We start from the raw sequence: 13,578 nt of genomic DNA, 5'->3' as shown, positions 1-13,578 counted from the left end.
CGAAACGGTGCGCGGCTCCCGAAAAACCCACCAGCTCAGGCTATTTCAGCCCAAACGCTCGATGATCGTGACATTGGCGGTGCCGCCGCCCTCGCAGATGGTGAGCAGGCCGTAGCGGCCGTTCACCCGCTCCAGCTCATTGAGCAGCGAGGCGAACAGCTTCGCGCCGGTCGCGCCGAGCGGGTGGCCGAGCGCGATCGCGCCGCCATTGACGTTCACCTTCTCCGGATCCGCGCCGGTGTCCTTGATCCAGGCCAGGACCACCGAGGCGAAGGCCTCATTGATCTCGATGACGTCCATGTCCTCGATGGTGAGGCCGGTCTTCTCCAGGGCCCACTTGGTGGCCGGAATCGGCGCGGTGAGCATCATGATCGGGTCGGCACCGCGGGCGCTCACGTGATGGATGCGGGCGCGCGGGGTGAGGCCGTATTCCTGGACCGCCCAGTCGGAGGCGAGCAGGGTGGCGGCGGAGCCGTCGGAGATCTGGCTGGCGACCGCGGCGGTGATGCGGCTGCCCTCGGCCAGGGGCTTGAGACCGGCCATTTTCTCCATGCTGGTCTCGCGCGGGCATTCGTCGATGAAGAAGTCGCCGACACCGACGATCTCCCGGTCGAACTTGCCCTCGACGATCGCCTTGCGGGCGCGCTCATTGCTGCGCAGCGCCCACTGCTCCATATCGACCCGGCTGATGTCCCACTTCTCGGCGATCATGTTCGCCGAATTGAACTGCGACACTTCGCCGGTGCCGTAGCGGTGATCCCAGCCGTGCGCGCCGACGAAGGGGGCTTCGAAGCCGTACTGCTGCCCGGCCAGCATGGCCGCGGAGATCGGGATGGCGCTCATGTTCTGCACGCCGCCCGCCACGATCACCTCGGCGGTGCCGGACATGATGGCCTGCGCGCCGAAGCTGATGGCCTGCTGCGAGGAGCCGCACTGCCGGTCCACGGTCACGCCCGCCACCGACTCCGGGTACCCCGCGGCCAGCCACGAGGTGCGGGCGATATTGCCTGCCTGCGGGCCGATGGTGTCGCAGCAACCGAACACCACATCGTCCACGAAGCGCGGGTCGATCTGGTTGCGGCCCAGCAGGCCGTTCAGCGCCGCCGCGCCGAGGTCGGCCGGGTGCACGCCCGCGAGCGATCCCCCGCGCTTACCGACCGGGGTGCGGACGCTGTCGATGACGAACGCCTCCCGCATCGGCGAGTACTGGCGACGAGACGGTGCTGACATTGGAACTCCTACTGCTGACTGCGGGTTGAGCTGTCGCTATTCGGCTGTGGGGTTTCGGGGCCGAGCCCCGAATGTCCCGAGTGGGGTTTCAGGGGCAAAGCCCCTGAGAGTCCCGAGAGTTGGGTCAACCGCGCTTTTCGGGGTTGGTGAGCCCGTCGAGCACGATGGTGAGGTACTGCTTGGCGAGGCTGTCGACGGTGATCCGGCCGCCGGGCTGATACCACCGCACCGACACCCACACGGTGTCGCGCAGGAATCGGTAGGCGAGCTCGATATCCATTTCCGGCCGGAAGCTGCCGTCTTCGACACCGGTGGCGAGCACCCGATGCCACAGCTCGCGGAACTCTTTGTTGTATTCGTCGATATAGCCGAATCGCGGTGTGCCGCTGAGGCGTTTGGCTTCGGCCTGGTAGATGGCGACGGCCGCGTGGGATCGGTCGAAGGATTCGTAGGACGCGATCACCAGGGCTTCGAGCGTGTCGCGCGCGGGCAGGCCCGCGCCGACGATCTCCCGGTAGTGTCCGAAGAGGTCGTCGAGGAAGCCGCGCAGAATTTCGTCCACCATCGCTTCCTTGGAATCGAAGTGGTGGTAGAGACTCCCCGATAGAATTCCCGCGGCGTCGGCAATGTCGCGGACCGTGGTGGCGCGCAGCCCGCGGTCGGCGAACAGTCCGGCGGCGAGGCCGAGCAGTTCATTGCGACGGGCCGATTTGGACGGCTCTGTTGGTGGGGTCACCGCCCCAATATACAACCAAGCATTTGCTTGGTGTCAACGGACCGAGTATCTCAGCGGCGACGATACCGACAGATCCGCCAGCAGACGGTCGCAGATCACCACCGGGGAGATTCCGGCCCGGGCCATGCGGGCCACCAGGGCCAAACGCCGCTCCTGACTGTCCCATTCAACGGTCATCGGGCCGAGCCCCGGCCCGGCATCCACCGTGGCCATGACACGCGGCGGACCGCCGTCGGGGGTGGGTTCCTCGATTATTTTCAAAATCATTCCGCGCTGCCAGGCCTGATATGTCTCCATATCCGCGCCGACCACCAATTTGTCTGTGGCCGCGCATAATCCCTGCGCTATGACATCGGTGAAAGCCACATGGTCGAAGCGCAGTCGAGCGCAATCGCGCACCACTTCCAAGAGGTCCGAGCGCACCTCGCGCAGTAGCGCCGTCTGTCTTCGACGGCGCTGTTCCGGCTCGGAATCCCCGTGCCCGGCCTCGCGGGCGAGACCGATGCGATAGGCGCGCTGCCGATCGCGAACCATGTCCCGGCGCAGCGCGGCGCGGGGATCGCGAGCGACATCGCTCTCGTCCACGGCGTGCTGCTCCAGGATCTGCGCCGCCCGCATGGCGGTGGCGCGTTCGGAGTCGTGATCGAGTAATTCCGCGCCCAAAGTCAATGCGGCGAGAACAACGTTGTCGAGCCTGCGACGCGCCAGAACGACCTCGCGCACCAGCTCGAGTTCCAATTCCTCGGGGGGATGTTCGTGGGCTGCTTGTTGTCTGCGTTCCGGACCCATGGGTCGTGCCCTTCGACTATGCGGAACCGGCGTAATCAAGGATTGCACAAGGACACCAGTGGCGCGCCAGCCATTTTCCGCTGTTAATTATTTGGGCAGGTTCGCGACCCCCTCCGAGCAGGCAGACTGAGAAAAACTGCGACCAGTGGACACGGCTTTCCACATCTCGCGATCGCACGAATTCAACTGCGCCGCGAGGGAATCGGCAGCAGGGTGAAATACGTGTGGCCCCGTCCGGAACTCCGGACGAGGCCACACGACATTCCGGATGAACCGGACAAGAATCAGGCGCGCTGACTCGAGATCGAGACCACCTCACCGGTCAGGTAGGTGGTGTAATCGCTCGCCAGCATGGCAATCGTCGCGGCCACCTCCCACGGCTCGGCCGCGCGGCCGAACGCCTCACCGGCGGCCAGGCGGTCCAGCAGATCACCCGAGGTGACCTTGTCGAGGAACGCGTGCCGGGCGATGCTCGGCGCGACCGCATTGATGCGGACGCCGTACTCCGCCGCCTCGACGGCACTGCACCGGGTCAGGGCCATGACACCGGCCTTGGCAGCCGCGTAATGCGCCTGACCGTGCTGCGCGCGCCAGCCCAGCACGCTGGCATTGTTGACCACCACGCCGCCGTGACCGGCATCGCGGAAGTACTTGAGCACCGCGCGGGTGCAGCGGAAGGTGCCGTTCAGGGTGATGTCGAGGACCTTGTCCCACTGCTCGTCGGTCATGTCCACGACCGGCGTCTCACCGCCCAGGCCCGCATTGTTGACCATGATGTCGATCCGGCCCAGCGCCCGCACGGCCGCCGCGACCAGCTGATCGACCTGCTCGGTGCTGCTCACGTCGCACACCACGGAAGCGATTCGGCGATCCGGGAATTCGGCCTTCAGCGCCTCTTCGGTCTCCTTCAGGCGACGCTCGTGCCAGTCCGAGACGACGACATCGGCACCCTCGGAGAGCAACCGGCGCGCGGTGGCCGAACCGATGCCGGTGCCCGCGGCGGCGGTCACGACCGCGGTCTTGCCCGCGAGCAGGTTGTGCCCGGTGACGATTTCGGGGGCGATGGACAGATCACTCACGGACGAGCCTCTCGAGGAAGTCCGAGCACCCGCTCGGAGATGATATTGCGCTGCACTTCGTTCGACCCGCCGTAAATGGTGTCGGCCCGAGTGAAGAGGAACATGCGCTGCCAGGCATTGAGGTCATCGCCTTCGGCATCGGCGATCAGGCCCGGTGCGCCGAGCACATCCATGGCCAGTTCGCCGAGACCGCGATGCCAATTGGCCCACAGCAGTTTGGTGACCGACGCCTGCCCGGCGGCCGTGCGGGCATCCACCGACGCGCCGTCATGACCGGACTCGAGAGTGCGCAGGACATGGGCGCGCAGCACGCGCAGGCCCACCCACGCCTTGTCGAAACGATCCGCGATCACCGGGTTCTCGGCGGCACCGTTCTTGCGGGCCACCGCTTCCAGGTCGGCGAGTTCGCGCGCATAGCGGATCTGCTGGCCGACGGTGGAGATGCCGCGCTCGAAGGTGAGCGTGCCCATCGCCACCTTCCACCCGTCGCCGGGCTGGCCGACCACGAGATCGGCCGCGGTGCGGGCATTGTCGAAGTAGACCTCGTTGAATTCCGCGGTCCCGGTGAGCTGGATGATCGGGCGCACCTCGACACCGGGCTGCTTCATCGGCACCAGGAGATAGGAGAGCCCGTGGTGACGGCTCGAACCTTTCTCGGTGCGCGCGACCACGAAGCACCAGTCGGACAGGTGCGCGAGCGAGGTCCAGACCTTCTGGCCGGTGATCGACCACTCGTCGCCGTCCAGGTACGCGGACGTGCTGACGGCGGCCAGATCCGAGCCCGCGCCGGGTTCGGAATAGCCCTGGCACCAGAGTTCGGTGACATTGCGAATGCCGGGGAGGAACCGCTTCTTCTGTTCCTCGGTGCCGAAGGCCAGCACGGTCGGGCCGAGCAGTTCCTCACCGAGGTGCGAGACGCGGCTGGGCGCATCGGCCTTCGCGTATTCCTCGTGGAAGATGACCTGCTGGCGCAGCGTGGCGTCGCGGCCGCCCCATTCCTTGGGCCAGCCGAGGCAGGTCAAGCCCGCCGCCGCGAGGGCGCGGTCCCATTCGAGACGCTCCTCGAAGGCTTCGTGCTCGCGGCCGGGACCACCGAGTCCGCGCAGTTCGCGGAACTGTCCATTCAGGGCCTCGGCCAGCCATTCCCGCACCTCGGAGCGGAAGGCCGAGTCCTCCGCAGCGAGCTGCGAATTTGGCCCGGCAGCGAGCTGCGAATTTGGCCCAGCGGCCGTAATCCCGCTGGCCGGTTCGGGGGTCTGGATCATGCTCACCTCCGTAGAGTAACCTACCAAGCACTTGCTTTGTTAGACCGATTCCCAGACGCCGGAGGACCCCTGTGACAGCCCCGCCACAGACCACACCGCTCGCCCTGCACGAGGCGGCGAGCGCATTCGGCTCAGCACCTGCCATCTCCGACGGTGCCGTGCGACTGAGCTGGACACAACTGCTCGACTCGGTCCGTGAGACTGCCCGCGCGCTCATCGCGCGCGGCGTGCAGCGCGGCGACCGGATCGGCATCTGGGCTCCCAATACCCATCACTGGGTCACCGCGGTGCTCGCCACCCACTATGTGGGCGCGGCCATCGTTCCTTTGAATACGCGGTATGTCGCCGACGAGGCCGCCGATGTCCTGGATCGGGTGAATGCCAAGGCGCTGTTCATCGCGGGCACCTTCCTCGGGCGGGACCGGCTGGCCGAACTGCGGGCCGCCGCACCGGAATTGGCGCTCGACACCGTCATCGTGATTCCGTCCGAGCGGGAAGAGCCGGTCGCCGACGCCATCATCTGGTCGGAGCTGGCCAAACTGGCCGAGGCGGTCAGCCTGGAAGACGTGATCGCGCGGGCCGAATCCGTGTCACCGGACGACCTTTCCGACATTCTCTTCACCTCCGGCACTACCGGGCGCAGCAAGGGCACGCTCATCGCGCATCGGCAGGCGCTGGCGGGCGCGCGGGCGTGGACCGACTGCGCGACGCTGAACAGCTCGGACCGGTACCTGGTGGTGCCGCCGTTCTTTCACAACTTCGGTTACAAGGCGGGCATTCTCGCCTGCCTGGTCACCGGTGCGGTCATCGTGCCGCAGGCCGTCTTCGACGTGCCCGAGACCATGCGGCTCATTCACGACGAGCGCATCACCGTACTCACCGGGCCGCCGACCATCTACCAGACCATTCTCGAGCATCCGGCCCGGCATGAAGCCGATCTGTCGACGCTGCGGGTCGCGGTCACCGGTGCGGCGACCGTGCCGGTCGTGCTCATCGAAAGAATGCGCGGCGAACTGCAATTCGATGTGGTGCTGACCGCCTACGGGCTTTCCGAATCCGGCGGGTTCGGGACCATGTGCCGCGCCGAGGATTCGGCGGAGACCATTGCCAATACCTGCGGCGGCCCCATCGGCGATTTCGAGATCAAGCTGGCCGACAATGGCGAGCTGCTGATCCGCGGCTCGCAGGTGATGCTCGGATACCTCGACGATCCGCAGGCCACCGCCGACACCATCGACCGGGACGGCTGGCTGCACACCGGTGACGTCGCCGTCATCGATGAGCGCGGGTACCTGAAGATCACCGACCGGCTCAAGGACATGTACATCTCCGGCGGGTTCAATGTGTACCCGGCCGAGGTGGAGCAGGCCCTGGCACGGCTCGACGGTGTCGCCGAGACCGCGGTCATCGGAGTCCTGGACGAACGCATGGGCGAGGTCGGCAAGGCCTTCGTGGTGCGCAAGCCGGGATCGGAACTGTCCGTCGAAGACGTTGTGGCGCATGCCAAGACGCTGCTCGCCAACTTCAAGGTGCCGCGATTCGTGGAGTTCCGCGATCAGCTGCCCTACAGCGCCGCCGGGAAGGTTCTCAAGCGGCAACTACGTGAGGAGAAGGCGTGACCGCGCACGATAGCGAGAATTCGGCACCGGGAGCCATCCCCGATGAGGGCGAGGTCGTTCTCTATGAGAAGCGCGGGCCGATCGCCCTTGTCACGCTGAACCGACCGGACTACCGCAATGCGCAGAACTCGGTCATGACCTACGCGCTCGATGCCGCCTTCGTGAAGGCCGTCGAGGACGCCGAGGTCAAGGTGATCGTCCTGGCCGGTGCGGGAAGGCATTTCAGTGCCGGGCACGATATCGGCACGCCGGGCCGCGACCATCACATCAGCTATGAGAACCAGGCCGCACTGTGGTGGGACCACGTCGACCGGCCGGGCGGCGATCAGCGCTTCGCGCGCGAGTCCGAGGTGTACCTGGGGATGTGCCGGCGCTGGCGGGAAATCCCCAAGCCGACCATTGCGATGGTGCAGGGGGCGTGCATCGCGGGCGCACTCATGCTGGCCTGGTCGTGCGACATGATCGTGGCTTCCGAGGATGCGTTCTTCTCCGATCCCGTGGTGCGCATGGGCATCCCGGGCGTCGAATACTTCGCGCACCCGTGGGTGCTCGGGCCGCGGCGCGCCAAGGAGATCCTGTTCACCGGTGAACGGTTCACCGCCGCACAGGCTTACGAGTGGGGCATGCTCAATCGAGTTGTGCCGCGCGAGAACCTGGAGTCCGAGACCTTCGCGCTGGCCGAGAAGATTTCGGAGATGCCGCAATTCGGGTTGGCGCTGACCAAGAAGGCCGTCAATCAGTGCGAGGACCTCATGGGTATGCGCGCGGGCATGGATTCGGTGTTCGGGCTGCATCACTTCGCACACGCACACAATGCCGAGGTCGGCGCGGACTCACTGGGCGGCATGAACGCCAAGTCGATGAAGGCAGCCGCGGCGAGCCGCGACATGGGTACTGCGGCGAGCCGCGAAATGGGCGCCGCGACCGATAAGAACGGGGTGAAATAGGTGGATCTCGAATTCGACGCCAAGACCGAGGAATTCCGGCGGGAGGTCCGGGAATTCCTGGCCGCCAATGTGCCCGCCACTCCCCTGCCGTCCATGGACACCGAGGAAGGGTTCGAGGCGCATCGGGCGTGGGAGGCGAAGCTCGCCGAGGCCCGCTTGTCTTGTGTCGCTTGGCCTGCCGAGTACGGCGGGCGGGACGCCTCACTGACCGAATGGGTCATCTTCGAGGAGGAGTACTACGCCTCCGGCGCGCCCGGGCGCGTCTCGCAGAACGGCATCTTCCTGCTCGCGCCGACGCTCTTCGAGCACGGCTCGCCCGAGCAGCTGGCCCGGATTCTGCCGAGAATGGCTCGCGCCGACGATATTTGGGCGCAGGCCTGGTCGGAACCGGAGGCGGGCAGCGATCTGGCCGGTATCCGCTCCACGGCCAAACGCGGCGAGGGCGGCTGGATTCTGAACGGTCAGAAGACCTGGAGTTCCCGTGCCTCGTACGCGGATTGGGGTTTCGGCCTGTTCCGTAGCGATCCGGAGGCCGAGCGGCATCGCGGGCTCACCTATCTGATGTTCCCGCTCACCGCGGAGGGCGTCACCGTGCGTCCCATTCCGCAACTGGATGGTGAGCCCGGGTTCGCGGAGATCTTCCTGGACAACGTGTTCGTGCCCGATGCGGACGTGATCGGCGAGGCCAATAATGGCTGGAAGGTCGCCATGGCGACCTCCAGCAATGAGCGTGGTCTCTCGCTGCGCAGTCCGGGCCGGTTCAATGCGACCGCCCTGAAGCTGATCGACCTGTGGCGCGCGAACGCCGCCGACACCGATACCGCCGCGCGCGATCGCGTCGTGCAGGCGTGGGTCGGGGCCGAGGCGTACCGGCTCAATACCTGGGCCACCGTCACCCGGCTGGCCGAGGGCGGATCGCTGGGCGCGGAATCCTCCGTGAACAAGGTGTTCTGGTCCGAACTGGACATTGCCATGCACGAGACCGCGCTCGACCTGCACGGCGCCGACGCCGAGCAGGAATCGGCCTGGACCGATGGCTATCTCTTCTCACTGGCGGGCCCGATCTACGCGGGCACCAATGAGATTCAACGCAATATCATCGCCGAACGCCTGCTCGGCCTGCCGCGCTGATAGACCCGGAGGACGACATGCGATTCGCTCTGACCGCAGAACAAATTGATTTCGCCGCCAGCCTGCGCAAGATGGGCGAGGCGGCCAAGACGCCCGGCGTCGTACGCGCCTGGGGTGCGGGCGATGCCGCCGCCGGACGGGCGCTGCTGGGCCAGCTCGCCGAGGCGGGCGCACTGGGCCTGACCATTACCGAGGAGAACGGTGGCTTCGGCGCGGGGCCGGTGGAACTGATCGTGGCCTTCACCGAGATCGGCCGGGCCGCCGTACCCGGACCTCTCGTGGAGACCGCCGCCGCGATTCCCGCACTGCTCCAGGCGCTTCCGGACTCGGCGCTCGCCGCGCGGTGGCTGCCGGAACTCGCCGAGGGCGCGAAGCTGGGCACCATCGCCCTCGCCACGTCGGCCGGATCCAGCGCGGGCGAGGCGGCCGGTGTGCCGCTCGCCCTCGATGCCGATGTGGCCGATCTGGTGCTGGTCGCCGACGGGGACCGGGTCTCGGTCGCCACGGCCGGTGCACAGGTGAAGTCGGTCGATGCCGCTCGCCGCCTGTTCCCCGTGCACGCCGGTGACGTGCTCGCCGAAGGTGAAGGCGTCCGCGAGGCCATCGAAAAGGCCTTCGACACAGCCGCTCTCGCCGCCGCCGCGCAGCTGCTCGGCGCGGGCCGCGCGCTGCTGGACACCAGCGTCGACTATGTGAAGCAGCGCCAGCAGTTCGGCAAGCCGATCGGGCAGTACCAGTCCATCAAACATCACCTGGCGAATGTGTCGATCGGCCTGGAGATGGCACAGCCCCTGCTCTACCGCGCCGCACTCACCCTCCAGGACGACGCGGACCCGGTCACCCGCGCGCGCGATATCTCCGCCGCCAAACTAGCCTGCGGCGGAGCGGCCTACACCGCCGCCCGCATCGCCCTCCAGGTGCACGGGGCCATCGGTTACACCGCCGAATTCGACCTGTCCCTCTGGCTCACCAAGGTCACCGCGCTGCGCTCGGCCTGGGGCACCCCGGATGTGCACCGCACCCGCATCGCCGCGGCCCTGCGCGAAGGAGTCACCGCATGAGCATCACCGCAGAACAGCAGGAACTCGCGACCACCGTGCGCGCCGTGCTGACCAAGCACGGCGACAGCGCCGCCATGCGCCGGGGCCTCGACGCCGAGCTCGGCTACGACGAGTCCCTCTGGAAACTTCTGTGCGAGCAGGTCGGTGTTGCCGCCCTTGCCATTCCGGAGGAATTCGGCGGCATCGGCGTCGGCCTGGTCGAATCCCTGCTGGTGGTGGAGGAACTCGGGCGCACCCTGTCCGCCCCACCCATGCTCGGCTCGGCCGTCCTGAGCGTGCAGGCCCTGCTGCTCGCGGGAAATGCCGAAGCCAATGAGCGCCTGCTGCCGGAGGTGGCCGAGGGCGTGCGCACCCTGGCCCTGTGCTGGGCGGGCCCGACCGGCTGGGACAGCTTCGGCGTCCGCGCCGAGGGCGAAACCGTCTCCGGCACCGCCCATTACGTTCTGGATGGCAGCGCCGACACCCTCCTGGTCCTCACCACCGAAGGCCTCTACGAAGTGGACGGCACCGCCGCGGGCATCACCCGCACGACGGTCCCGACCATGGACCCCACCCGCCGCCTGACAACGATCGAGTTCGCCTCGACCCCCGCCCGCCCGCTGGGCCCGGTCAACCTGCCCGGCCTACGCGAAATCGCCTGGGCCGCAGTAGCCGCCGAACAACTCGGCGCAGCAGAGCAGTGCCTGGACATGACCGTCGAATACAGCAAATCCCGCGTCCAATTCGGCCGCCCCATCGGCAGCTTCCAAGCCCTCAAGCACCGCATGGCCGACATGTACGTCCTGGTCGAATCCACCCGATCCCTTGTCTACCTGGCTATTTCAGGCCTCGCGGACGGCACCGCCGAACCGATCGACGTAGCAGCAGCCCGCCTGCAAGCCACCGAGGCCCTCAACGCGGTCGTCTCGGAAACGGTCCAAATGCACGGCGGCATAGCCATCACCTGGGAACACGACGCCCACTTCTTCTTCAAACGCGCCCACGGCACCGCCCAACTCTTCGGAGCCCCTACCCATCCCCTGGCCCGCCCGGCCTAGCAGGTCGGCCTAACCCTTTGACGGCTCGGCCTTCGGCCATCGCTTTCATTAACCGCTCCGGTCAGAAACACGACTCGGATAGCTCGTGCCCAAAGCGCACGGCAGTACGGATATCGCGTGGTTGCGTCGCCGGACGTACCCGACGTTGGCTCCCCTGTCGAGAGCCGTTTCTCTCGTCCCGGCCTGGCTGGATGGCTGTGGTCCCGTTCCGGGACCAACAACCAAAGACAAGAGAAACAGACCGGAAGGGGCACGTCGAGGGGGACATGAGGCTGGGGTAAACGGACAAAACCCCGGCTCATGTCCCCCTCGGTGAAGGGGGGCTGTTTTGGTGTGCCGGAGTTGGATTCGTCAGTGGCGGAGGACTTCTACCTCGTGGACGGGGGGCTTGCGGCCGAGTTTTGCTCGGAGGGGGTAGAGGGCGGCTACTACTAGGAGGGAGACGGTTGAGGCTGCTAGTTGGGGGCGTTGGTCTTCGTTTAGGGCCATGGCGGTGAAGACTGCGAAGATGGCGATGATTACCAGCCAGCTGAGGTAGGGGTAGGCCCACATTCGGTAGGTGAGGGCTGAGGGGTCTTCTCGGCGTAGGCGGGCTCGGAGTTTCAACTGGGAGATCATGATTGCGACGTAGACGAAGGCTAGGACTACGCCTATGGAGTTGACCAGGAAGGTGAAGACCTTGTCGGGGGAGATGTAGGAGGCGATTACTGCGCCCCAGGCGGCGACTGTTCCCAGGAGGACTGCTCGGGCGGGGACGCCTCGTTTGTTGACCTTGACCAGGGAGGCGGGGGCGTCGCCGTCTCGGGTGAGGACGTAGAGCATGCGGGAGGAGACGTAGATGGCGGAGTTCAGGACCGAGAGGACCGCGGTCAGGATTACCACCTGCATGATGGTGCCTGCGGCGGGGACGCCCATGTGGTCGAGGGCGCTGACGAAGGGGCTCTTCAGGACCTGGGCGTCGTTCCAGGGGAGGATCGTGACCACGAGGAAGATCGAGGCCACGTAGAAGAGGCCTACTCGCCATAGGACGTTATTGGTGGCTCGGGCTACCGCCTGGCCGGGCTCGCGGGATTCGGCGGCTGCCACGGTGACGATTTCGGTGCCGCCGAAGGCGAACATGACCACGACGATTGCGGAGAAGATGCCGGTAATGCCATTGGGGGCGAAGCCGCCGTAGTCGGTGAGATTGTGGAAGCCGCTCTCGGAGCCGGGCCAGAGGCCGAAGACCCAAGCCGCGCCCATGGCGAGGAAGACCACGATGGCCACGACCTTGATGGACGCGAACCAGAATTCGAACTCGCCGAAGGACTTCACCGAGATCAGGTTGACCGACGTCATCACGGTCAGCAGGGCGGCGGACAGCACCCAGTGCGGCAGGTCGATCCAGCTGGACAGGATCGCCGCGCCCGCGACGGCCTCCGCGCCGACGAGGATGACGTAGAGGTACCAGTACAGCCAGCCGATGGTGAAGCCGCCGAACGGTCCGAGTGCCATGCGCGCGTACTCGGCGAGCGATCCGGCGACCGGCCGGGCCACCACCATTTCGCCGAGCGCCCGCATGACGCACAGCACCAGCAGTCCCGCCGCGGCGTAGGAGATGATGGCGGCCGGTCCGGCGGTGCCGATGACCGAGCCGCTGCCGACGAAGAGGCCCGCGCCGATCGCGCCGCCGATGGCCAGCATGGTCATGTGGCGGCGGCGCAGGCCGGTCCGCAGTCCCTGCTGCTGTCCTTCTTCGACCAGCGAGCCGGTGCTGCTCGGTTCCGACATCTTCCGCCACCTTCAAGTTGCTCGAGTGTTGCTCGAACACCATATCGGGGCAGGTCAGGGTATAAAAATCGTCGGTGTGGCGAGAATCGGGACAAAACACCTCGAGCAGGCGAATTCCGTTCCCCGCCAGCACCATCCGCCCCGGCGTACCGTCGAGAGGTATGACCGAACCGAACCACGGCCGGGTACGCGTCGAACCGTGCGCCAAGCGGGTGCGCGTCTATCTGGGCGGGCAGCTCACCGCCGACTCCGCCACCCCTCGCCTGGTGTGGGAGCACCCGTACTACCCCACCTATTACCTGCCCGCCGCCGACCTGCGCGCCAAGCTGGAACCCTCGGGCGCGACCCGGCACTCCCGCGAGCGCGGCGACGGCACCGAATTCGATGTGGTGGCCGACGGCGTGGTCGCACCGGGCGCGGCCGTGCGCTACCTCGACTCCCCCATCGAGGAACTGCGCGACCTGGTACGCCTGGACTTCGACGCCATGGACGAATGGTTCGAGGAGGACGAGCCGATCTACGTCCACCCCCGCGACCCCTACAGCCGCGTCGACATCCTGGCCAGCTCCCGCCACATTCGGGTGGAGATCAATGGGGAGACCGTCGCGGATTCGCACTCCCCGCGCATCCTGTTCGAAACGGGTCTCCCGGCGCGCTACTACCTGCCGCTCACCGATGTCCGCATGGATCTGCTGATCCCCTCGGAGACCGAGTCGCAGTGCCCTTACAAGGGCGTGGCCAAATACTGGAGTGTCCGGGCCGGTGGGCAAGAGCATCGGGATCTGGTGTGGATCTACCGCACTCCCCTGCCGGAGAGCCAGAAGATCGCCGGTCTGGCCTGCTTCTACAACGAGAAGGTCGATATCTGGATCGACGGCGAACTGCAGGCCCGCCCACAGTCCCCGTTCAGCTGA

Annotated in this window: 12 protein-coding genes; 6 read left to right on the top strand and 6 right to left on the bottom strand. The window is 66.7% G+C overall.

Features of this window, described 5'->3' with window-relative positions; all coding sequences use genetic code 11:
* Window positions 1–45: 45 nt before the first annotated feature.
* The 5 genes from AB0N05_RS29470 to AB0N05_RS29450 all read right to left on the bottom strand — a co-directional run bounded on the left by AB0N05_RS29470 (window position 46) and on the right by AB0N05_RS29450 (window position 5,099).
* On the bottom strand, window positions 46–1,197 hold the full coding sequence (locus tag AB0N05_RS29470; protein WP_364700115.1) for an acetyl-CoA C-acetyltransferase: 1,152 nt from the start codon (window positions 1,195–1,197) through the stop codon (window positions 46–48).
* A gap of 157 nt (window positions 1,198–1,354) precedes the next feature.
* On the bottom strand, window positions 1,355–1,966 hold the full coding sequence (locus AB0N05_RS29465) for a TetR/AcrR family transcriptional regulator (protein WP_364699745.1): 612 nt from the start codon (window positions 1,964–1,966) through the stop codon (window positions 1,355–1,357).
* Between the two features lie 33 nt (window positions 1,967–1,999).
* Window positions 2,000–2,755 (bottom strand): hypothetical protein, encoded by a 756-nt coding sequence (locus AB0N05_RS29460; protein WP_364699743.1) that lies wholly within the window; start codon window positions 2,753–2,755, stop codon window positions 2,000–2,002.
* Window positions 2,756–3,039: 284 nt separating this feature from the next.
* Window positions 3,040–3,834: an SDR family oxidoreductase gene (locus tag AB0N05_RS29455; protein ID WP_364699740.1), complete on the bottom strand. Its 795-nt coding sequence runs from the start codon at window positions 3,832–3,834 to the stop codon at window positions 3,040–3,042.
* The gene (locus tag AB0N05_RS29450; RefSeq protein WP_364700112.1) at window positions 3,831–5,099 is read right to left on the bottom strand and encodes an acyl-CoA dehydrogenase family protein; all 1,269 of its coding nucleotides are present in this window, start codon (window positions 5,097–5,099) and stop codon (window positions 3,831–3,833) included. The genes AB0N05_RS29455 and AB0N05_RS29450 overlap by 4 nt, the downstream gene beginning before the upstream one ends.
* A gap of 71 nt (window positions 5,100–5,170) precedes the next feature.
* Between AB0N05_RS29450 and AB0N05_RS29445 the strand changes: the two genes are divergently transcribed.
* Genes AB0N05_RS29445 through AB0N05_RS29425 form a run of 5 tightly spaced genes read left to right on the top strand, consistent with a single transcriptional unit; the run spans window position 5,171 to window position 10,894 of the window.
* A complete protein-coding gene (locus AB0N05_RS29445) occupies window positions 5,171–6,718 on the top strand; it encodes a FadD3 family acyl-CoA ligase (RefSeq protein WP_364699737.1) in 1,548 nt (515 codons plus the stop codon).
* Window positions 6,715–7,665, top strand: a complete 951-nt coding sequence (locus tag AB0N05_RS29440; RefSeq protein WP_364699734.1) for an enoyl-CoA hydratase — start codon at window positions 6,715–6,717, stop codon at window positions 7,663–7,665. The genes AB0N05_RS29445 and AB0N05_RS29440 overlap by 4 nt, the downstream gene beginning before the upstream one ends.
* Window positions 7,666–8,796 (top strand): acyl-CoA dehydrogenase family protein, encoded by a 1,131-nt coding sequence (locus AB0N05_RS29435; RefSeq protein WP_364699732.1) that lies wholly within the window; start codon window positions 7,666–7,668, stop codon window positions 8,794–8,796.
* 17 nt (window positions 8,797–8,813) lie between these two features.
* Window positions 8,814–9,857, top strand: a complete 1,044-nt coding sequence (locus AB0N05_RS29430; protein WP_364699730.1) for an acyl-CoA dehydrogenase family protein — start codon at window positions 8,814–8,816, stop codon at window positions 9,855–9,857.
* Window positions 9,854–10,894, top strand: a complete 1,041-nt coding sequence (locus tag AB0N05_RS29425) for an acyl-CoA dehydrogenase family protein (RefSeq protein ID WP_364699727.1) — start codon at window positions 9,854–9,856, stop codon at window positions 10,892–10,894. The genes AB0N05_RS29430 and AB0N05_RS29425 overlap by 4 nt, the downstream gene beginning before the upstream one ends.
* Before the next feature lie 351 nt (window positions 10,895–11,245).
* Here AB0N05_RS29425 and AB0N05_RS29420 read toward each other — a convergent pair whose 3' ends face one another.
* A complete protein-coding gene (locus AB0N05_RS29420) occupies window positions 11,246–12,664 on the bottom strand; it encodes an amino acid permease (protein WP_364699725.1) in 1,419 nt (472 codons plus the stop codon).
* Between the two features lie 161 nt (window positions 12,665–12,825).
* On the opposite strand from AB0N05_RS29420, the gene AB0N05_RS29415 reads away from it, so the two are divergent.
* Window positions 12,826–13,578, top strand: coding sequence for a DUF427 domain-containing protein (locus AB0N05_RS29415; protein ID WP_364699722.1), 753 nt, complete (start codon window positions 12,826–12,828; stop codon window positions 13,576–13,578).

The sequence above is a fragment of the Nocardia sp. NPDC051030 genome, assembly GCF_040683015.1.
GTDB lineage: Bacteria > Actinomycetota > Actinomycetes > Mycobacteriales > Mycobacteriaceae > Nocardia.
Note: the sequence above shows the minus strand (reverse complement) of the source record. Positions and strands in the feature narration are given on the sequence as shown.

Excerpts from the sequence above, each read along its gene's own strand:
- AB0N05_RS29470 (WP_364700115.1), bottom strand. The coding sequence starts at position 1,197 with ATGCGGGAGGCGTTCGTCATCGACAGCGTCCGCACCCCGGTCGGTAAG.
- AB0N05_RS29460 (WP_364699743.1), bottom strand. The coding sequence starts at position 2,755 with ATGGGTCCGGAACGCAGACAACAAGCAGCCCACGAACATCCCCCCGAG.
- AB0N05_RS29450 (WP_364700112.1), bottom strand. The coding sequence starts at position 5,099 with ATGATCCAGACCCCCGAACCGGCCAGCGGGATTACGGCCGCTGGGCCA.
- AB0N05_RS29430 (WP_364699730.1), top strand. The coding sequence starts at position 8,814 with ATGCGATTCGCTCTGACCGCAGAACAAATTGATTTCGCCGCCAGCCTG.
- AB0N05_RS29425 (WP_364699727.1), top strand. The coding sequence starts at position 9,854 with ATGAGCATCACCGCAGAACAGCAGGAACTCGCGACCACCGTGCGCGCC.
- AB0N05_RS29420 (WP_364699725.1), bottom strand. The coding sequence starts at position 12,664 with ATGTCGGAACCGAGCAGCACCGGCTCGCTGGTCGAAGAAGGACAGCAG.
- AB0N05_RS29415 (WP_364699722.1), top strand. The coding sequence starts at position 12,826 with ATGACCGAACCGAACCACGGCCGGGTACGCGTCGAACCGTGCGCCAAG.